Genomic DNA, 20758 nt, shown 5'->3' with positions numbered 1-20758 from the left:
GGGAATGTTTTGAAAAATGTTTTGATTTTTTAGAGCGTTTAAAAATTGCACGATCTTTTCTTTAGGGATAATCACTAAACTTTCGTGGTTTTCTAAAGTGCTGCTAGCCATTCCCATAAACTCCCCCACTTCGCTAAAATAGGGCCTCCCTCCCCACAACACGCTCCCCTTTTTAAAAGAACTATCAAGCGAAAGAAACTTTTTAGATTTCAAAAGTTCAGCCACAGAAATATCCGTTATCTGTATAGAAAAAGAATTCCCCTCATTCAACGCTGGGTAGTAGAGATCAGAATTGGGTGTTTTTTGATCGGTATAAGGATTTGAATGAAAAGTTTGAGCGTATTTTGTGTAAATCCTTGCATGATAATAGCTCTCTTCTCTTTTATGGCAATAATCGTCTCTAAAATCGGCGGTTTTTAAAAGCGAAAGCCCTTGATTCCTATCCATCGCTTCAAGGCGCAAGCTGGCTATACAAATCAGCTCTTTAGTGCTGCTGTCTTGCATTTTGGCTAAAATCGTTTTAGGGTATAAGCCGTTAGAATAAAGCGTTTCAGAAGAAGCGATATAACGCCCGTTTTTGAGCAAAGTCGCATAGCCTTCTTTATAAGTCCCATCGCTAAAATACACTTTCAATAACGCAACAGAATAAACCCATGCAGGGAGTGTCGGATCAAGGGGCGGATCGTCTCTAACGATTTGAATGTTATTAGCGTTCATTACGCATGACAATAAAACGATACAACAACCAACCGCCAATCTTTTATGCCAAAACGCCATTATCCAACTTACCGCTTAAATTTCAAAAGTATCCTACAACACTATCGGCTAAAATACCAATTGTTTTAATTTATTGCTATAATAGAGCATTTGAATGACAAAAGCTTATCGCAAAGGTTTATGATGGATCCAATTAAAACTTATGATATTAAAGAAGAAGAGCTTGCAAAAACCGCTTACGCCACGATCAAAACCAATAAAGGCCATATCGCTCTAGAGCTTTTTTACAAAGACGCGCCCCAAGCGGTGAGTAACTTTGTAGCTCTGGCTAAAGAGGGTTTTTATAATGGGCTTAACTTCCATCGTGTGATCGCCGGCTTTGTGGCTCAAGGAGGCTGCCCTTATGGCACAGGCACAGGCGGGCCAGGACACCGCATTAAATGCGAAGTGGCCCATAACCCCAACAAGCACAAAAGAGGCTCTATCTCTATGGCGCATGCCGGGAGAGACACAGGGGGGAGTCAATTTTTCTTGTGTTTTGTGGATTTGCCCCATTTAGATGGCGAACACACCGTGTTTGGCAAGATCACTAGTGCAGAAGGTCTTAATGTCTTGGATAAAATCAAACAAGGCGATATTATAGAAAGCGTTGTGTTTAGCCCTTCTCTATAAGGAACAAGAGATTAGACATGCTCATACTCAGCCGCAAAGTTAATGAAGGGATTGTCATTGATGATAACATCCACATTAAAGTCATTTCCATAGATAGAGGGAGTGTGCGTTTAGGGTTTGAAGCGCCTGAAAGCACCCTTATTTTGCGCGCTGAACTCAAAGAGGCCATTGTGAGCGAAAACCAAAAAGCTTCTGTGTGCGTAGATGAAAGCTTGTTAGAAAACATCAAAAAGGTCATTAAGCCTTGACGCATGTTTTTGAGGTTTATCCTAAAGTCAATGTTTTTTTAAAAATCCTTCACAAAGAAGGGGCTTACCATAAGATTATTTCTCGCATGTGTTTAGTCAAAAATAAGCTAAAAGACATTATCAGCGTTAAAAACGCCTTATCTTTCTCATTAAAAGGGGATTTTGACTGCCCTTTAGAAGAAAACTCGCTCTTTAAAGCCCTCCAAGTTTTAAAAAATTTTTTAAAATCAAAAAATTTCTCTCATTCTGTCATCAAATCCCTAGATACCCTAGCGATTGAAGTGGAAAAAAACATCCCCACTCAAGCCGGACTAGGCGGTGGGAGCGCTGATGCTGGGGGGCTATTGTATCATTTAAATCAGATTTTTGACTGGCGTTTGAGTTTAAAAGAGCTTTATAGCATGGGATCTTTAGTGGGTGCAGACACCAATTTTTTCATCTCGCAATACAAAAGCGCTAACGCCACTTCTTATGGCGAAGTCATTGAAAATTTTGAAGAAGAGCCTTTAGAAAATCGCCTAGAAATCTATGCACCAAATCATGTTTTTTGCAGCACCAAAGCCGTTTATCAAGCTTATAAGCCCAAAACTTGCTTTCCTCAAGCTAAAGAATGGCTTAAAAAACCGAGTTTAGAATGCCTAAAAACTTATGATAGAAACGGATTAAACGATCTTTTAAAGCCGGCTTTACTCACTAACCAAGCCTTAAGAGGTATAGAAAGCGAATTAGGCAAAGAGTGGTTTTTTAGCGGGAGCGGGAGCGCGTTCTTTAGGCTAAAGCCTGTGCACAAAAAGGGGGCGAATGAAACTCATTGCCAGCAATAAAAAAGCCTATTTTGACTATGAAATTTTGGAAACTTTAGAAGCAGGATTAGCCCTTTTAGGCTCTGAAGTGAAGGCTTTGAGGCAAACTAGGGTGAATTTAAAAGATAATTTTGTTAAAATAATCAAAGGAGAAGCTTTTTTATTTGGTGTTCATATATCCTATTTAGATACAATCCATGCGTATTACAAGCCCAATGAAAGGCGAGAGCGTAAGTTGCTTTTACACAAAAAGCAATTATTGAAATGGCAGATTGAAGCGTCTAAAGAACGCTTGAGTATCGTAGGATTGAAATTGTATTTTAACCAAAAAAATAGAGCTAAAATCCAAATTGCTTTAGTGAAAGGAAAAAGATTGCACGACAAAAGACAAAGTCTCAAAGAAAAAGCGCTTAATAAAGAAATTCTTGCTGATTTAAAACACCACTTTAAAGGATAATAATGAAAGAAATGGTAGATTATGGGATTATAGGGTTTTTGATCTTTTTATCAGTCATCGTTATAGCGATCGCAATAGAAAGGTTGTGGTTTTTTGCCACTCTTCGTGTAGATGACTACACAGACAGGCGTAAATTAGAGCTAGCCCTACACAAACGACTGACTTTAGTGGCCACGATTGGCTCAAACGCTCCTTATATCGGTCTTTTAGGAACGGTTATGGGGATCATGCTCACTTTTATGGATTTAGGATCCGCTTCTGGCATTGACACTAAAGCGATCATGACTAATTTAGCCCTTGCTTTAAAAGCGACTGGCATGGGGTTATTGGTGGCGATCCCTGCGATTGTGATTTATAACTTGCTCGTGAGAAAAAGCGAGATTTTGGTTACCAAATGGGATATTTTCCACCACCCGGTTGACACGCAATCCCATGAGATTTATAACAAAGCCTAAGGATTGAGCGGTGAAAAAAGTAGAATCCATGAATGTGGTGCCTTTCATTGACATCATGCTTGTGTTGTTAGTGATCGTGCTTACAACGGCGTCTTTTGTGCAAACTTCAAAGCTCCCTATTAGCATTCCTCAAGTGGATAAGGACAGCACTGATTCTAAAGACGTGTTGGACAAAAAACAAGTTACGATCGCCATTTCTAATAAAGGCTCTTTCTATTTTGACGATAAAGAAATCAGCTTTGAAAATTTAAAACACAAGGTTTCCACTTTAGCTAAAGACACCCCTATTGTCTTGCAAGGCGACAAGAAAAGCAATTTGGATAACTTTATCAAAGTCGTGGATTTATTGCAAACGAACAATCTGAAGCAACTTTACATTCTTGTTGAAGATAAAAAGAATCAAAAAAATTAGTTTTAGTCAATTTTTAGCATTCTTTAGCTAAAATCTGTGTTTATGTTTAATTTTTATCAAGGGAGTTTTAAATGAAACGCACTTACCAGCCACACAACACACCAAGAAAGCGAACCCATGGCTTTCTTGTGAGAATGAAAACCAAAAACGGGCGCAAGGTGATTAATGCCAGACGAGCTAAGGGCAGAAAAAAGCTTTCCGTCTAAACCCTATGACTCTTTAAAAAACAAGAGTGAGTTTGATAGGGTTTATCAAAAGGGTTTCAAAAAACATAACCCTTTTTTTTCGCTCTTTGTTTTGGATTTGTCAAAGGAGTCGCCAAAAGGAAAAGAGGGTTTTAAAGATCCGCTCTCTTGTAGGCTTAAAGACAAAAAAACGCTTTATTTATTAGGCTTGAGCGTGTCCAAAAAAGTCGGCAACGCCGTGAAACGAAACCTTATCAAACGCCGTTTGCGTTCGCTTACATTAAAGCATGCTGCGCTTTGTCAAGGGCTTGCTTTGGTGTTTGTGCCTAGAAGCGATTGTTACCATTTAGATTTTTGGGCTTTAGAAAAACATTTTTTAGAAACGCTAACTTCCATTAAAAACTATATGAACAAAGCCTTGAAAGGCTTGAAAAAAGGAATGACTCATACCTATGCGAAACAATAAAACGCCTTTTTTGAGCGCGATTTTTACGGCATCAATTAGGGGTTACCAACGCTTTTTTTCGGCTTTCACCCCTTCAAGCTGTCGGTTTTACCCCACTTGCTCCAACTACGCTCTGTGGTTGCTCTGTTTTGAAAGCCCTTTGAGCGCTATGGGTAAAATCGCTATAAGGATACTCTCATGCAACCCTTTTTGCTCTGGGGGCATTGCTTACCCTACTACTCGCTTGAAACGCCCAAGCCTGATCCAATCTCATAAAGATTCTAATCGCAATTTTAAAACCATCACTTTTTGGCTCGTTCCCACCAAAAGCCGCACAACTTACTACATCATTAAGGTTTAATCACAATGGATAAAAACAACAATAATAATCTCCGCTTGATTTTAGCGATCGCTCTGTCTTTCTTGTTTATCGCTATTTACAGCTATTTTTTCCAAAAACCAAACAAAACAACAACCCAAACCACAAAGCAAGAAACAACCAACAACCACACAGCAACAAGTCCTAACGCGCCCAACGCCCAAAATTTTGGCACCACTCAAACAACCCCACAAGAGAGTTTGTTAAGCACGATTTCTTTTGAGCATGCCAGGATTGAAATTGATTCTTTAGGGCGCATCAAACAGGTTTATCTCAAGGATAAAAAGTATCTAACCCCTAAACAAAAGGGCTTTTTAGAGCATGTGGACCATCTTTTTAGCTCCAAAGAAAACGCGCAACCCCCCCTAAAAGAGCTCCCCCTTTTAGCGGCCGATAAACTCAAGCCTTTAGAAGTGCGTTTTTTAGACCCCACGCTCAATAATAAAGCGTTCAACACCCCTTATAGCGCTTCAAAAACCACCCTTGGGCCTAACGAACAGCTCGTTTTAACCCAAGATTTAGGCGCTCTTAGTATCATTAAAACCCTGACTTTCTATGATGATTTGCATTATGATTTAAAAATCGCTTTCAAATCGCCCAATAACCTTATCCCTAGTTATGTGATCACCAATGGTTACAGGCCGGTGGCTGATTTGGACAGCTACACCTTTTCAGGCGTGCTTTTAGAAAATAACGACAAAAAAATTGAAAAAATTGAAGATAAAGACGCTAAAGAGATCAAACGCTTTTCTAACACCCTCTTTTTATCCAGCGTGGATAGGTATTTCACCACCTTGCTTTTCACTAAAGATTCTCAAGGTTTTGAAGCCTTAATTGATTCAGAAATCGGCACTAAAAACCCCTTAGGCTTCATTTCCCTTAAAAATGAAGCGAATTTGCATGGCTATATTGGCCCTAAAGATTACCGCTCTTTGAAAGCGATTTCACCCATGCTCACTGATGTGATAGAGTATGGCTTAATCACATTTTTTGCAAAAGGCGTGTTTGTTTTATTGGATTATTTGTATCAATTCGTGGGCAATTGGGGTTGGGCTATCATTTTTTTAACGATTATCGTGCGCCTAATCCTTTACCCCTTAAGCTATAAGGGCATGGTGAGCATGCAAAAGCTCAAGGAATTAGCCCCTAAAATGAAAGAACTCCAAGAAAAATACAAGGGCGAACCCCAAAAATTGCAAGCCCACATGATGCAACTTTACAAAAAACATGGGGCTAATCCGCTAGGGGGTTGTTTGCCCTTAATCTTACAAATCCCAGTGTTTTTTGCGATTTATAGGGTGCTCTATAACGCTGTGGAATTGAAAAGCTCAGAGTGGATCTTATGGATTCATGATCTATCTATCATGGATCCGTATTTTATTTTACCGCTTCTTATGGGAGCGTCTATGTATTGGCACCAAAGCGTTACGCCAAACACCATGACCGATCCCATGCAAGCGAAGATTTTTAAACTCCTACCCCTATTATTCACAATCTTTTTAATCACTTTCCCTGCAGGGTTAGTCTTGTATTGGACCACGAACAACATCCTTTCGGTGTTGCAACAACTCATCATCAATAAAGTCTTAGAAAATAAAAAACGCATGCATGCGCAAAATAAAAAGGAAAATTGATGCAAAATTTTATTGAAATCAAAGCCAAAACCTTAGAAGAAGCTCTCATTCAAGCTTCTATCGCCTTGAATTGCCCCATTATTAATTTGCAATATGAAGTCATTCAAACGCCCTCTAAAGGTTTTTTAAATATCGGTAAAAAAGAAGCCATTATTTTAGCGAGCGTTAAAGAAAGCGTCAAAGAGGTTAAAGAAGAGAGCGTTAAAGAAACCAACACGAAAGAAAATCATCAAAACCATCAAAACAATATAGAAGAAAAAAAACAAAAATTAGAAACAGAAACACCGCAAGAAGAAATAATCACCCCTAAACCCCCTAAAAAAAACCTTAAAGAAGAATCTCATAATGGAGACAAACTCCATGAAATTAAGCAAGAATTGAAAGACTTATTCTCCCATTTGCCCTATAAAATCAATAAAGTGGAGGTGAGTCTTTATGAACCGGGGGTGTTATTGATTGATATTGATGGCGAAGATTCTGCTCTTTTAATTGGCGAGAAAGGCTATCGTTACAAAGCCCTTTCTTACTTGCTCTTTAACTGGATCCACCCTGCTTATGGCTATAGCATCCGCTTAGAAATTTCCACTTTTTTACAAAACCAAGAAAAGGTTATGGAAGCGCAACTCCAAAGCGTGATCATGACCGTGCATGAAGTGGGTAAGGGGCAGATGAAAGCCCCTGATGGCGTTTTAACCTATATCGCTTTAAAGAAATTACGAAAAGCGTTCCCTAATAAGTATGTTTCTATCAAAACCAACTTAAACGATGAAAAATACATCGTCATCAACGACTTCAACAATGAATGACACCATCGCCGCTATCGCTACCCCTTTAGGCAAGGGAGCGATTAGCATTATTAAAATCAGTGGCCATAACGCTCTAAACATCCTCAAACAACTCACCCAAAAACAAGATTTCACCCCCAGATACGCTTATGTGCGCGATATTTTTTCTGATGGTGTTTTATTAGACAAAGCGTTAGTCATTTATTTCAAAGCCCCCTATAGTTTCACCGGTGAAGATGTGTGCGAAATCCAATGCCATGGAAACCCCCTTTTAGCGCAAAATATCCTTCAAGCCTGCTTGAATTTAGGATCTAGGCTCGCTAAAGCGGGGGAATTTAGCAAAAAAGCCTTTTTAAACCATAAAATGGATTTGAGCGAGATTGAAGCGAGCGTTCAGCTCATCCTTTGTGAAGATGAAAGCGTTTTAAACGCTCTAGCCAGGCAGCTTAAGGGCGAGTTAAAAATTTTTATTGAAGAAGCCAGGAACGATCTTTTAAAACTTTTGGCGAGCTCAGAAGTTTTGATTGACTATAGCGAAGAAGACATTCCTAGCGATTTTTTAGATGGAGTGTCTCTTAATTTAGAAAAACAAATCGCCTCTTTTAAAGACTTATTGGATTTTTCTAATACGCAAAAACAAAGGAATAAGGGGCATGCCTTAAGCATTGTTGGCAAACCCAATGCTGGCAAAAGTTCTTTATTAAACGCCATGCTTTTAGAAGAAAGGGCTTTAGTGAGCGATATTAAAGGCACAACAAGAGACACCATAGAAGAAGTCATTGAACTACAAGGGCATAAGGTGCGCTTGATTGATACGGCTGGCATTAGAGAGAGTGCGGATAAAATAGAGCGCTTAGGGATTGAAAAAAGCCTTAAAAGTTTAGAAAATTGCGACCTTATTTTAGGCGTGTTTGATCTTTCTAAACCCCTAGAAAAAGAAGATTTTACTATCATTGATGCCCTTAATCGCGCTAAAAAGCCTTGCATTGTTGTTTTGAATAAAAACGATTTAGCACCCAAACTGGAGCTTGAAGTTTTAAAATCTTATCTTAAAATCCCTTATTCTATCCTAGAAACCAACACCCTAAATTCCAAGGCTTGTTTGAAAGATTTGAGCCAAAAAATCAGTGAGTTTTTCCCCAAACTAGACACTCAAAACAAGCTCTTGCTCACTTCCCTAGCCCAAAAAACCGCCCTAGAAAACGCCATTTTTGAATTGCAAAACGCTAAAAACCATTTAGAAACTTTAGAGCTTTTTTCTTATCACATTTTAAGCGCGATAGAAAACTTAAACTTGCTCACCCGCCCTTATGAAACCAGCCAGATGCTTGATAGCATGTTCAGCGAATTTTGCTTGGGCAAATGAAACCGCTTAAAGAATGGGTTAAAACCCCTTTTAGCGCTGCTTTTTAAGACTTTTTTACCCATTAGCGCCGTTTAATATCCATTTTTACAAAAAACAATACTGCCATTTTTCTAAAAAAAAAAAAGAAAAAAGGGTAAAATAAGCTAGTTTAAAGTATATACATACTATAAACTACTTTTGAGTAAAAATGTTAAAAAAGACCATTAAGGAGATTTCATGTTAAAACTCGCTAGCCAAACGATTTGTTTGTCCCTAATCGGATCATTCACCGCTGTAGAAGCCTTTCAAAAACACCAAAAAGACGGCTTTTTTGTAGAAGCTGGGTTTGAAACCGGGCTATTACAAGGCACACAAACCCAAGAACAAACCATAGCCACCACTCAAGAAAAACCTAAACCCAAGCCAAAACCCAAACCCATTACCCCTCAAAGCACCTATGGGAAATACTACATCTCCCAAAGCACCGTTTTAAAGAATGCGACTGAGTTGTTTGCAGAGGACAATATCACCAACTTGACCTTTTATTCTTTAACCCCTGTGTATGTAACCGCTTATAACCAAGAAAGCGCTGAAGAAGCAGGCTATGGTGATAGCAGCTTGATTATGATACAAAACTTCTTGCCTTATAATTTAAACAATATTGAGCTGAGCTATACAGACAATCAAGGCAATGTGGTCAGTTTGGGCGTGATAGAGACTATCCCTAAACAATCTCAAATCATTCTGCCGGCAAGCTTGTTTAACGATCCGCAACTTAACGCTGATGACTTCCAACAACTCCAAACCGCCACCACAAAATTTTCTGATGCCAGCACGCAGAATCTGTTTGATAAGCTCAGTAGGGTTACAACCAATCTTCAAATGACTTATATCAATTACAACCAATTTTCTAGCGGTAACGACACTGGTTCTAAACCCCCATGCCCTCCATACGAAAATCAAGAAAATTGTACGGCTAAAGTGCCGGCTTTCACCTCTCAAGACGCTAAAAATTTGACCAATTTAATGCTGAACATGATGGCGGTGTTTGATTCTAAATCTTGGGAAGATGCCGTTAAAAACGCTCCCTTTCAGTTTAGCGACAACAACCTGTCAAAGCCATGTTATTCTGATTATTCTACATGCGTGAATCCTTACAACAACGGGCTTGTTGATCCTAAATTGATCGCTAAAAATGCTGGAGATGAATACAATATAGAAAACGGGCAAACAGGCTCAGTGATATTAACGCCGCAAGATGTCATCTATAGCTATAGAGTTACGAATAATCTTTATGTGAATCTCTTGCCCCCAAGAGGAGGGGATTTAGGGCTAGGGTCTCAATATGGCGGCCCCAATGGCCCAGGCGATGATGGCACCAATTTTGGCGCTTTAGGGATATTGTCTCCTTTCTTAGATCCTGAAATACTCTTTGGCAAAGAATTGAATAAAGTCGCTATCATGCAATTAAGAGACATTATCCATGAATACGGGCATACTTTAGGCTATACGCATAACGGGAACATGACTTATCAAAGAGTGCGCATGTGTCAAGAAGGAAGTGGGCCAGAAGAGCGCTGTCAGGGCGGGAAGATAGAGCAAGTGAATGGACAAGAAGTGCAAGTGTTTGACAACGGGCATGAAGTGCGAGACACCGATGGCTCTACCTATGATGTGTGTTCTCGTTTTGGCGGCCAAGGTCAGCCCGCTTTCCCTAGCAGTTACCCCAATTCCATCTATACTGATTGCTCTCAAGTCCCCGCTGGGCTTATAGGCGTTACCAGCGCGGTTTGGCAGCAACTCATCGATCAAAACGCCCTACCGGTGGATTACACTAATTTGAGCAGCCAAACCAACTATTTAAACGCTAGTTTGAACACGCAAGATTTTGCGACCACTATGCTTAGTGCGATCAGTCAAAGCCTTTCATCTACTAAATCTAGCGCCACTACCTATCGCACTTCAAAAACCTCACGGCCCTTTGGAGCCCCCCTATTAGGCGTTAATCTTAAAATGGGCTATCAAAAATATTTTAATGATTACTTAGGGTTGTCTTCTTATGGCATTATCAAATACAACTACGCTCAAGCCAATAACGAAAAAATCCAACAATTAAGCTATGGTGTGGGAATGGATGTGTTGTTTGATTTTATCACCAATTACACCAACGAAAAGAACCCTAAAAACAACCTCACTAAAAAAGTTTTCACTTCATCTCTTGGGGTGTTTGGGGGCTTAAGGGGCTTATACAATAGCTATTATTTGTTGAACCAATACAAAGGGAGCGGTAATTTAAATGTGACCGGTGGGTTGAATTACCGCTACAAGCATTCTAAATATTCTGTAGGCATTAGCGTTCCTTTGGTCCAGTTAAAATCCAGGGTCGTTTCTAGCGATGGCGCTTATACCAATTCTATCACCCTTAATGAAGGGGGCAGTCATTTTAAAGTGTTTTTCAATTACGGGTGGATTTTCTAGGGGTTAAAAAATTGGCTTTAACTCTCTATTGGCTCTAAAACGCTCTTTTTAGGCTCTCTTGTAGGTGTTTTTAGTTCTGTTTTGCGCGTGGGCGTTAGCGTTATAGATCGCTCTTTTTGTTCTCGCATCGCTTGCGTGATTTCTTTAAGCTTACTGAAGCTTTTTTCTGTCTCATTGTTTGTCTCATGTTTTTGTTCTCCTTTCGCATTCAAACGCCCCTTTTTAAGCGTTTGTTTGGTTTAAAATTGCGTTAGCTTTTAAAAAAGTTTGTTAGTTTGTGGGGCAAAAAGATAGACCCTAGCTTGGGGATTTGAAAGCCCAAAGTCATTTGGTTTTTTCAAACAATCTCGCTTGTATAGACTCGTGAAGCACCCAAACGCTAAAGCGATTGGGCTTCCTAGGCTGATGTTGGGGGAAAGTTTGGTTCTCACTCTGTGCCCCTAATCATAGGGATTTTACAGAGTTTGATCTCCAACGCATTCCCTACAGGTCTCACACATCATATCTATAAAGGCGTAACTTTGTGCACTTCCTACGCTAGATACAAATGTATGGGGGTATTATACTACAAAGATGTTTGGGATTTCTGCTTGGGTGGTTTTAAAAAGATTTTGGTTTTTGTTAATTTTAGTTTTTAGCAGGTGTGGTTTTAGATGAGCTTGTGGGATAAAGAGTGTTGAATGATGTTTTAGTTTATTTGGCGAGAACAAAAGCCACAAACTTTTAGAGGGTTATTTTAATAGGTGTAAAACGCCACGTCAAACAAAATAATGACGCTTACAAAACTGAATGAATAAAAAAGTGCAAGCAAGATTGATATCCTGCTTATAACCCCGTATTGCCCTGCCCTTCTTTATTGGCATAATCTTTCAGTTCTTTATAAAGCAAAGATTGCAAGCGCGTGATAGCAAAATTCTTATTCTTTTCATCCACTTCAAGGCTTCTATTCAATACGGGCGTGCCTTGACAATCGCTCGCGCTAACAACCACTCTAATACGTGTGGTGCCATTAGCGCTGTCTGTGAAAACTTCATTTTTGATTTGATAGAGTTTTTCTTCATCGCTAGGGGTTAGCACTCTGGCATAAGCGCTTATGAGAGCGTTTTTAATCTCTGTATCGCTGTTGTTATCAAAAGTGATTTGCACTTTAGGTTTGAAAGCGTTTTGATAATAGATTTTTTCATAATTTTCTAACGAACTCACCGGGACAGAATACGCTTTTAAAATCCTTTCTATAGGCATCGCTTTAGCCAATAAATCCCCCATGCTTTTAGATTGCTGTAAAAAAACCCCTTTGCAAACCTTAGGCATTAAGGTGGAAAACTGCCCATAAAGAGCGTTATACTTATCCCTTAAACCCTGCAAAAACAAGTTTTGATTAATCCTTACTCTGGTGTAGTAGATCCCTTTTTGCGCTTCTTGATTGACAATTTCTACATTATTCAATTCCAAGTCATCGGTCTTTAAGTTAATCGTTTGCGAATCACTGGATTTCAACTTATTATCCACACGACTTTTTTGGATATGGATTTGGGAATTAACCACCACGCTAATAGACGCCACTAAATCCGCTAACGCTTTTTGTTTAGAAGCCTCTTTAGAAGTGGCTGAACCACTCCCATAAAGATAGCCTTTTTGGGTGTTTGTTTTGTTATAGGCCTTGCTATACCACTTAGGCTCTGCGCTCAAATTGGCACCCACAAAAGCCATAAGGCATGCAAGAATAATCTTTTTCATTATTAATCCTTACTCGTTCATTAAAGCGACATGCTTCTTAGTGATTCTTAGAAGCACATAAACTTTATCCGTATCAATAAAAGTGGCCTTTAGCTCACTAGCCTTAATCTCTATTTTATCCCCCTTGAAAGCTTCCATCACTTTCTCTAAGGCGTTTTGTCTGGCTGAGGACAAGCTATAATCCATATCTGAAAGCAATATATCGCTCACCCCACACACTAAAATTTTTTCGTCTTTGGTTTGGGTCTTTTCAACCTGCACTTCTTTTGAGCAATCTTTTGCCCATTTAGGCAAGGACTTCCCCCACGCCACCCCCAACACCAAAACAAGCGCGATAGCAAGGCGTTTCATTAAAACCCTACTTTTTAACCATGCCTAACTCTTCGCGCACTTTATCCACAATTTGCTTATCCAAGCCCACTAAAACAAAAACCCTATCTTTACCGACATAGCGGGCAAGCATTTTAGAAGCGATCAACTCTTTATCCACTAATTGAGAAATTTTTTCAGTATCAGTGCCGCTTATAGACCTTTTACCAGAAGCGTCTACCGTTCTAGTTTTTTCATTTTCCAAATCTTTTTGTAAAGTGGATTTTAAATTCGCCGCTAAATTAGCCCTAGCTTTCGCTGTAGCCTGATTCGTAGAATAATCCACATCATTATTAGTGATCAAATCTTCAGCCCTTCCTAAAAAGACCCCTGAATATTTTTCATACTTCGCCACTTTTTCCAAATCCCCTACAACCCAATCAGGAGCACCTTTAGTCGCTTCTTTGTAAGCCTTATTGCTTTTACTGATACCTGATTTTGGGGCATGGCTGCAACCTACGATCACCATCGCTGCTATCACACTCATCCCTAAAATTTTTTTAACTTGATTTTTCATCGCTCATCCTTTCAAATATAAATTTAAAACATACGCTTATTGCTAGCATTTTTCACAATAGGCTTAACATCGCTCCATACCTCTTCACCCGTTTTCCTGTTGGTAAGGCTTAGGGTGAAGTCATAGTCCAAGCGCTGCCTAGAACTACTGATAGAGGCTGCGATACTGGATACTTTACCACTTAAAGATAAATCAGCGGCTTTTAAAGTGCCTTTTTCTACAGTGGTGTCTTGATTATACTCTTCGCTCTCTCGTTCTTTTTCGCGCTGTTTCACCATTCTGCTATCCGCTGCAATGCCACTTCCCCCGCTCGCCCTTGTGATATTGAACCTCCCGTTAGATCGCAACCGCAACTGCCGCGCGATTTCAGTCGTGAGAAGATTCATGTCCAAATTGGGTTGCGTGGTGTCGTTAATCACATCTGAAACTTCAATCAAATGCTTGCCCTTGAGTTGCTCAAAATTAGGGTCGCTAAACATGGAATCTAACATCGCGTTAGCGGTTAGCAATAAATCCGTGCTATTAATGCTTGCAGTCGTATTTTTAGTGGCATCATTCACATTTTGATAAGTTGCCATTTCGCTTGAGCAACCCACCCACAATAAAGCACTCAAAATCACCGAGCTTATAATTTTTAATTTTGTTTTCAATAACATAATGATAGAAACTCCCTATTCAAAATTTAAAACAGATACTTCCGTTCCTAATTCTAAACTTCTAATCTAAACACACAGTGTTTTTGCGGATTTTAGCATTTTATTATGCGTCTTTTTTTTCACATTTTACAAGTTTTAGCCCTACAAATTTCACACTGCAAGCGTTAATACCACAAATTCGCTCATTTTTAGCTTAATTAAAGAAACTTTTTTAACAAACATGCATGCTGATTTAAAAACGATAAAAACGATTTTTTGAGATAAAGAAATAACATAAAAGCTATTTGAAGTTAGCCCCCTATCAAAAAGGGGGCTAAAAAAAAGGGACTATAGAAAAAAAGACTAAATAAAAAAAGAGTTAAAAGATTTTTAAGCTCTTATTTTTACAATAAGGCTCTTTAATAACGCCCTTTATGATACCCCTTACAATAACGCTTTTAGAGCGTCTTCAATCGGTTTTTGAGAGCTAGGTTCTACAAGCCTTTCACCCACTTCTTTGGCGTTTTTGTAAAAAATCAAAGTAGGGATCTTGCGGATGCCTAAGCTCTCTTTGAGATCCTGGCTCTCATCAAAAGAAACCTTAAAAAATTCCACCTTGCCTTTGTAAGTTTTGGCTAAATTTTCCATGATCGGCTCAATCTTCCTGCAATCCGGGCACCAGCTCGCCCCCACATTAACCACTACCGCTTGATGAGCGGTTTTTTCTGCGTAATTCTTCCCGTTAATCACTTCTAACATGATAATCCTTATTTTTTATTTCCCCCAACCGCCGAAGTATAGCATATTTCAAGCGCTAATCCCCTTTAGTATTAGCCCTATTAGCCATAAACGCATGCAGTTCGTTGTATTCTTGGCGGTTTAAAAAACGCATTTTCCCTACCGGCAAGGCATTCAAATTCACAAAACCATAACGAACGCGCCTTAAATCCAACACTCCAGCGTTAAAAAATGCAAAAAAACGCCTTAGTTCTCTGTTTTTCCCCTCATTGATAATAACTCTCAGTTTAGAATATTTGGCATGGTTTTTGATGATTTCATAACCAATAAAGGGGGCAAATTCCATGCTTTTAATGGGGGTTTTTTGGTGCGCTCCCTTAGTGGCGTTTTCTAATTTCAAGCCCTCTTGCATCGCATTTTCCATCTCTCTTGTAACAAAGCCTTGAATTTTAATGAGATACTCTTTTTCTAAATTCGCATGCATTAAAGCGCTCACCACCGCTTTACTATCGCTTAAGAGTAGCACCCCCTCGCTCGCAAAATCCAAACGCCCCACCGGCGCGAAATGGGCGTATTTTTTCTCCAAGCTTTCATAAATCACGCGCCGTTTTAAGGGATCGGCTTTACTCACTAGTTCGCCCTTTGGCTTGTGATAGATTAGCACGCTGAATTTTTTGTTTTTTAAAGGTTTGATGAGTCGTTTGTCTAAAAACACCCTGTCGTTTTCTTTAACCACGCTAGCGAGTTTGGCATGCTCATGGTTGATTTTCACCCGCCCTTCTAAAACCAATTTTTCAGCTTCTCTTCTGGAATGCTTGGTGTAATGGGCTAAAAATTGGTTGATCCTCAAGCTAAATCCCTCCACTCTAATTCTTTAAAATCATCCTTAATCTTTTCATTTACCATTAGATCGCTTTGGATTTTGAATTGCTTATCCTTATCTTTGATGATCAAATATAAGGGGCGTTTGCCCTGGTGTTTTAGAGCGCTCTCTTTGATTTGTCTTAAAAACTCTTTTTTCACATCATTTTCTAACACGATCGCCAAAGAGCAAGAGCTAGAAGCGAGTATTTCCATGGGGGGGATTTCACGCACGTCTTCTTTTTGCTTGTCAGGGTCTTTATAGCGGGCTTTAGGGATTTTAACCTCCCTAGCGCTCTCTAAATCCAAGATTTCAAAAAGCCTCAATCGCGCCACTTCTTCTTGCTCTTCAATCTTGCATTTAAACACTAAAGGCTTATTAATATCCAACTCTTCTAAAGCACTCAATTGCTTTTCAAACAGCATGAGTTCAAACTTGCCGTATCGATCCAAAATGTCCGCTGTGCCATAAGGCTTACCGCTTCGTTTGCCAATTTTCTTTTTAACTTCCATGATTTTTCCCAGCAAATAAGCCTGCGAGCCAATTTCTAATTCTTCAATATCAATGCTTTTGACTAAATTTTTAAAGCCCTTAATTTCTTCTTTAAACTCATCTAAAGGATTGCCTGAAACATGGATGCCTAAAGTCTCGTATTCGCATTCTAAAAGCGTTTTAGCGTCATGCTCGCCCAAATCAGTCATGTCCAAAACAACCTGCTCTTTTGTCCCACCTTCCATGGCTCCAAAAAGGGAGTTGCCTCCTTGCATCATTTCATTAGCCTTGTCTTTAGCGCGCCCCGCATCACAGATCAAATCCAAGTTAGCGAGCATGGTTTTTCTAGTGTAGCCTAAATTGTCCAAGCTCCCTGATTTCACTAATGGCTCTAAAGATTTTTTAGTGAGTTTAGAAAAATCCACCCGTGAAATAAAATCTTCTAAACTCTTATAATCCCCTTTAGCCCTTTCTTCAATGATGTTTTTAATCGGCTCACCCCCAACCCCTTTAACCGCTCCCAAACCAAACACGATTTTCTTTTCCAATTCGCCCTTTTGGTTTTTAAACTCCGCCACGCTGAAATCTTGCATAGAAGAATTGATGTGCGGGGGCATCACTTCAATTTCTAAAGCCCTGACCTCATCAATATAACGCGCCACGGATTCAATCTTATTGGATTCGCTAGTGAGCATCGCTGCCATGAACTCATGCTTGTAATAAGTCTTTAAATACGCCGTTTGGAAAGTGATCATCGCATAAGCGGCTGAATGCGATTTGTTGAAACCATAACCAGCAAATTTAACGATCAAATCCCACAAATTAGCCGCTTTTTGGCCATCATGCCCTAAATTTTTAGCGCCTTCTACAAACTTAGCCTTATTGTCCGCCATGATTTGAGCGTCTTTTTTCCCCATAGCGCGGCGGATGAGATCCGCTTCACCCAAACTAAAACCGCCGATAGTTTGCACGATTTGCATCACCTGCTCTTGATAGACGATCGTGCCGTAAGTGGGCTTTAAAATCGGCTCTAATTCTTTAAACGCATAAGCGATAGGCTCAACGCCATGCTTTCTATTCACAAAATCATCTACCATGCCTGATTCCATGGGTCCTGGTCTGCCTAGCGCGATAATGGCGATAATGTCTTCAAAGCTTGAAGGCCTTAAGCGCTTGTTAAGCCCTTGAAACATCCCGGATTCAATCTGGAAGATCCCCACCGTATCCCCGCTTTGGATCGTTTTATACACTTTTGGATCGTCCATATCCAACGATAAAAAATCCACATCAATGTTATGTTGCGTTTTAATGATTTTAAGCGCATCATCAATCACGGTCAAGGTTTTAAGCCCCAAGAAGTCAAACTTGATCAAATCCACCGGCTCTAAATATTTCATGGAATATTGCGTAACGATACCGCCGGTCTTTTCAGAGGCAAACAAAGGGGTTTTGTGCCACAACTCTTTTTGGCTATCCACCACTAAGGCTGCGGCATGCACGCCTGCGTTGCGATTCAAGTTCTCTAAATTGAGCGAATATTCCCACACTTGTTTGGCTACTTCATTGCTTTCTACTAATTCCTTGATTTTAGGCTCTAATTCCCACGCCCCCTCGATGAACTCGCCATTTTTTTCATAGCCCTTAAGCGTGATGCCTAAGCGGTTAGGGATGAGCTTGGCAAAATCATCGGCTTCTTTATAAGGCATGTCCAAAACCCTTGCAACATCTCTGATCACGCCTTTAGCCAACATCTTGTTAAAGGTGATGACTTGAGCCACATTGTATTTGCCGTATTTTTCAATCATGTATTCTATGATTTCCTTACGCCGGCGCTGGCAAAAATCCGTATCAATATCAGGCATGCTGACTCTTTCAGGGTTTAAAAACCTTTCAAAGAGCAAATCGTATTTCAAAGGGTCAATATCCGTGATTTTTAAAGCAAAAGCCACCAAACTCCCAGCCGCACTCCCCCTACCAGGCCCTACAGGAATACCCATTTCTTTAGCGTAACGGATAAAATCCCACACAATCAGCATATACCCTGGGAATTTCATGCTCGTAATGACTTCAATTTCTTTTTCTAAGCGTTCTTGGTATTGATCATGCTTTTCTTTTGGCACTAAGATTAAGCGCTCTTTCAAGCCCTCTCTAGCCTTATGGGCAAAATAAGAAGCGTCATCTTCAAAATCCAGCCCCTCATTTTGAGCGTAAGCTTTAGTGAATTTGAAGCTTGGGGGGGTTGGGGGGTTCTTTTTATCGTCTTTTAAATCAATCTCTAAAACGCATTTATCAGCGATTTCTTGGGTGTTTTCTAACGCTTCTGGAATATCTGCAAACAGCTTCGCCATTTCTTCAGGGGATTTAATGTAAAACTCATGCACGGAGTGTTTCAAGCGCCCCTTATCGTTTAGGGTTTTACCCATCGCTACGCACATCGCCACTTCTTGAGCTTTAGCGTCATTAGGCATGGTGTAGTGGGTGTCGTTGGTGGCAATGATTTTTAACCCTGTTTCTAAAGACATTTTAATGACTTGTTCATCAATGAATCGCTGATCTAAAATGCCATGACGCATGATTTCTAAATAAAAATCGTCTTCAAAAATCTCTTGGTATTCGCAAGCGATTCTTTTGGCTTCATCATAGCCTTTAGCCCCATACTTACGGTTTCTCTCATTGTTAGTATTCAAATGGTAATTGACTTCCCCTTGCAAGCACGCGCTAGAAGCGATAATGCCCTTAGAATGCTCCCTTAGAAGCTTTTTATTGATGCGCGGGAAATAATAAAATCCTTCTAAATACGCCATAGAGCTTAAAAACATCAAGTTTTCATAGCCCTCTTGGTTTTTAGCGAACAGGCACAAATGGAAGCGCTGCTTAGTTTCTTTGCTGGAGAGGTTGTCATCATTATGGATATACGCTTCCATGCCGATGATAGGCTTGATGCCTTCTTTTTTCATGCTCGTGTAAAAATCAATCGCTCCAAACATGTTCCCATGGTCGGTTACGCTCACGCTTTTCATGCCCAATTCTTTAACGCGTTTGGCTAAGATTTTAATCTTGTTCGCCCCGTCTAAAAGCGAATATTCTGTGTGCAAGTGCAAATGCGTAAAAGCTTTATTCTCTTTCATTGTCTAACCCTTATTTGGATTTAACGCCATTATACCTATCGCTCTTTAAAAAACTCTTTATCGGATCGTTTAGTGGTGAATTATTTTAAAATGGTGGTTATAATAAGAAAGTTTTTTCTTATTTTTAATACTATTTTAGGAGTTCATCATGAAAAAATCCATTTTATTGGGCGTTTGCCTGGCTTTTTCTTGCGTTTATGCTTTAAGCGATATGGATTTGATTAAAAAAGCGAAGGAAAGCCAATTAGAACCCATGCCTATGGGCAAAGCGCTCAAAGAATACCAGATCAAAAAAACCAGAGATGTGGGCATTGGCGCTAAAAACAGCGAAATCATGACCTCCGCTCAAGTGGAATTGGGCAAAATGCTCTATTTTGACCCTAGGATTTCCACTTCCTATCTTGTGTCTTGCAACACATGCCATAATCTGGGATTAGGTGGGGTGGATCTAATCCCAAGCGCCATAGGCTCTCAATGGAAGAAAAACCCCCACCTTTTAAGTTCCCCAACAGTGTATAACTCTGTGTTTAACGATGTGCAGTTTTGGGATGGTAGGGTTACGCATTTAAACGAACAAGCGCAAGGGCCAATCCAGTCTTCTTTTGAAATGGGGGCTGATCCTAAAGTCGTGGTAGAAAAAATCAATTCCATACCAGGCTATGTCAAGCTCTTTAGAAAAGCTTATGGCTCTAAAGTCAAAATTGATTTTAAATTGATCGCTGATAGTATCGCTATGTTTGAAGCCACGCTTATTACCCCAAGCCGTTACGATGATTTTTTAAGAGGCAATCCTAAAGCGCTCAGTAAAGCCGAAAAAGAAGGGCTGGATTTATTCATTTCTAAAGGCTGTGTGGCTTGCCATAATGGCATTAATCTTGGGGGGACGATGCAGCCTTTTGGGGTGGTCAAACCTTATAAATTCGCTAATGTGGGCGATTTCAAAGGCGATAAAAACGGGCTTGTGAAAGTGCCTACTTTAAGGAATATCACCGAAACGATGCCCTATTTCCATAACGGGCAATTCTGGGATGTTAAAGATGCGATTAAAGAAATGGGCTCTATCCAGTTAGGCATTGAAATCAGCGATGAAGAAGCGAAAAAAATTGAAACTTTCTTTGAAGCCTTAAAGGGTAAAAAACCTAAAATACTCTACCCAGAACTCCCCATAATGACAGACAAAACCCCTAAACCCTCTTTTTGATTTTAAAAAGTCCTTTTAGGGGGCTTTGACGCCAAATCTAAAAAACGCTCAAAGCATCAGCATC

Annotated in this window: 23 protein-coding genes; 14 read left to right on the top strand and 9 right to left on the bottom strand. The window is 39.8% G+C overall.

What is annotated here, in order from left to right; all coding sequences use genetic code 11:
- A partial coding sequence (locus QU01_RS04520; RefSeq protein ID WP_033762505.1) for a hypothetical protein occupies nucleotides 1-777 on the bottom strand: 777 nt, incomplete at its 3' end.
- Between the two features lie 123 nt (nucleotides 778-900).
- Here QU01_RS04520 and QU01_RS04515 point away from each other — a divergent pair.
- From QU01_RS04515 to QU01_RS04455, 13 genes are all read left to right on the top strand, one after another.
- Nucleotides 901-1389, top strand: coding sequence for a peptidylprolyl isomerase (locus tag QU01_RS04515; RefSeq protein WP_033762407.1), 489 nt, complete (start codon nucleotides 901-903; stop codon nucleotides 1387-1389).
- Between the two features lie 17 nt (nucleotides 1390-1406).
- Nucleotides 1407-1637, top strand: a complete 231-nt coding sequence (locus QU01_RS04510; RefSeq protein WP_000906447.1) for a carbon storage regulator — start codon at nucleotides 1407-1409, stop codon at nucleotides 1635-1637.
- Nucleotides 1634-2461 carry a 4-(cytidine 5'-diphospho)-2-C-methyl-D-erythritol kinase gene (locus QU01_RS04505; protein WP_033762409.1) on the top strand — a complete coding sequence of 276 codons (828 nt, stop codon included), beginning with the start codon at nucleotides 1634-1636 and terminating at the stop codon, nucleotides 2459-2461. The genes QU01_RS04510 and QU01_RS04505 overlap by 4 nt, the downstream gene beginning before the upstream one ends.
- On the top strand, nucleotides 2439-2897 hold the full coding sequence (gene smpB, locus QU01_RS04500) for an SsrA-binding protein (protein WP_000766473.1): 459 nt from the start codon (nucleotides 2439-2441) through the stop codon (nucleotides 2895-2897). Before QU01_RS04505 ends, smpB begins: the two co-directional genes overlap by 23 nt.
- A 2-nt stretch (nucleotides 2898-2899) precedes the next feature.
- Entirely contained in the window at nucleotides 2900-3352 is a 453-nt protein-coding gene (exbB, locus tag QU01_RS04495) for a TonB-system energizer ExbB (protein ID WP_000661837.1), read from the top strand.
- 10 nt (nucleotides 3353-3362) lie between these two features.
- Nucleotides 3363-3764, top strand: a complete 402-nt coding sequence (locus QU01_RS04490) for an ExbD/TolR family protein (RefSeq protein ID WP_000755082.1) — start codon at nucleotides 3363-3365, stop codon at nucleotides 3762-3764.
- Nucleotides 3765-3835: 71 nt separating this feature from the next.
- Entirely contained in the window at nucleotides 3836-3970 is a 135-nt protein-coding gene (rpmH, locus tag QU01_RS04485; RefSeq protein WP_001847286.1) for a 50S ribosomal protein L34, read from the top strand.
- On the top strand, nucleotides 3930-4415 hold the full coding sequence (gene rnpA, locus QU01_RS04480; protein WP_033762410.1) for a ribonuclease P protein component: 486 nt from the start codon (nucleotides 3930-3932) through the stop codon (nucleotides 4413-4415). Before rpmH ends, rnpA begins: the two co-directional genes overlap by 41 nt.
- A complete protein-coding gene (yidD, locus tag QU01_RS04475) occupies nucleotides 4402-4755 on the top strand; it encodes a membrane protein insertion efficiency factor YidD (RefSeq protein ID WP_033762412.1) in 354 nt (117 codons plus the stop codon). The genes rnpA and yidD overlap by 14 nt, the downstream gene beginning before the upstream one ends.
- Nucleotides 4756-4760: 5 nt before the next feature.
- On the top strand, nucleotides 4761-6407 hold the full coding sequence (yidC, locus tag QU01_RS04470) for a membrane protein insertase YidC (RefSeq protein WP_033762414.1): 1647 nt from the start codon (nucleotides 4761-4763) through the stop codon (nucleotides 6405-6407).
- The gene (locus QU01_RS04465; RefSeq protein ID WP_033762415.1) at nucleotides 6407-7213 is read left to right on the top strand and encodes a Jag N-terminal domain-containing protein; all 807 of its coding nucleotides are present in this window, start codon (nucleotides 6407-6409) and stop codon (nucleotides 7211-7213) included. The genes yidC and QU01_RS04465 overlap by 1 nt, the downstream gene beginning before the upstream one ends.
- The gene (mnmE, locus tag QU01_RS04460) at nucleotides 7206-8558 is read left to right on the top strand and encodes a tRNA uridine-5-carboxymethylaminomethyl(34) synthesis GTPase MnmE (protein WP_033762416.1); all 1353 of its coding nucleotides are present in this window, start codon (nucleotides 7206-7208) and stop codon (nucleotides 8556-8558) included. Before QU01_RS04465 ends, mnmE begins: the two co-directional genes overlap by 8 nt.
- A 216-nt stretch (nucleotides 8559-8774) precedes the next feature.
- On the top strand, nucleotides 8775-11015 hold the full coding sequence (locus QU01_RS04455; RefSeq protein ID WP_033762417.1) for an outer membrane beta-barrel protein: 2241 nt from the start codon (nucleotides 8775-8777) through the stop codon (nucleotides 11013-11015).
- Between the two features lie 17 nt (nucleotides 11016-11032).
- On the opposite strand, the gene QU01_RS04450 is transcribed toward QU01_RS04455, so the two are convergent.
- The 8 genes from QU01_RS04450 to dnaE all read right to left on the bottom strand — a co-directional run bounded on the left by QU01_RS04450 (nucleotide 11033) and on the right by dnaE (nucleotide 19493).
- A complete protein-coding gene (locus QU01_RS04450; protein WP_033762418.1) occupies nucleotides 11033-11227 on the bottom strand; it encodes a hypothetical protein in 195 nt (64 codons plus the stop codon).
- A 613-nt stretch (nucleotides 11228-11840) separates the two neighbouring features.
- Nucleotides 11841-12752, bottom strand: coding sequence for an LPP20 family lipoprotein (locus tag QU01_RS04445; protein WP_033756747.1), 912 nt, complete (start codon nucleotides 12750-12752; stop codon nucleotides 11841-11843).
- A 9-nt stretch (nucleotides 12753-12761) separates the two neighbouring features.
- A complete protein-coding gene (locus QU01_RS04440) occupies nucleotides 12762-13103 on the bottom strand; it encodes a hypothetical protein (RefSeq protein ID WP_033762420.1) in 342 nt (113 codons plus the stop codon).
- A gap of 7 nt (nucleotides 13104-13110) precedes the next feature.
- Nucleotides 13111-13638 carry an LPP20 family lipoprotein gene (locus tag QU01_RS04435; RefSeq protein WP_000795968.1) on the bottom strand — a complete coding sequence of 176 codons (528 nt, stop codon included), beginning with the start codon at nucleotides 13636-13638 and terminating at the stop codon, nucleotides 13111-13113.
- Between the two features lie 23 nt (nucleotides 13639-13661).
- On the bottom strand, nucleotides 13662-14294 hold the full coding sequence (lpoB, locus tag QU01_RS04430) for a penicillin-binding protein activator LpoB (protein WP_000925186.1): 633 nt from the start codon (nucleotides 14292-14294) through the stop codon (nucleotides 13662-13664).
- Nucleotides 14295-14717: 423 nt separating this feature from the next.
- Complete coding sequence (locus tag QU01_RS04425; RefSeq protein ID WP_000895155.1) at nucleotides 14718-15032, bottom strand: thioredoxin family protein; 315 nt, start codon at nucleotides 15030-15032, stop codon at nucleotides 14718-14720.
- 55 nt (nucleotides 15033-15087) lie between these two features.
- Nucleotides 15088-15876 (bottom strand): pseudouridine synthase, encoded by a 789-nt coding sequence (locus QU01_RS04420; protein WP_080248361.1) that lies wholly within the window; start codon nucleotides 15874-15876, stop codon nucleotides 15088-15090.
- On the bottom strand, nucleotides 15858-19493 hold the full coding sequence (dnaE, locus tag QU01_RS04415; RefSeq protein ID WP_033762424.1) for a DNA polymerase III subunit alpha: 3636 nt from the start codon (nucleotides 19491-19493) through the stop codon (nucleotides 15858-15860). Before dnaE ends, QU01_RS04420 begins: the two co-directional genes overlap by 19 nt.
- 148 nt (nucleotides 19494-19641) lie before the next feature.
- Here dnaE and QU01_RS04410 point away from each other — a divergent pair, with 148 nt between their 5' ends.
- A complete protein-coding gene (locus tag QU01_RS04410; protein WP_033762427.1) occupies nucleotides 19642-20694 on the top strand; it encodes a cytochrome-c peroxidase in 1053 nt (350 codons plus the stop codon).
- The last annotated feature ends 64 nt before the right edge of the window (nucleotides 20695-20758 follow it).

Origin of the sequence: Helicobacter pylori SA221C (genome assembly GCF_000476855.1) — a bacterium.
Lineage (GTDB): Bacteria > Campylobacterota > Campylobacteria > Campylobacterales > Helicobacteraceae > Helicobacter > Helicobacter pylori_DK.
This window is presented reverse-complemented; position numbering and strand designations above follow the sequence as displayed.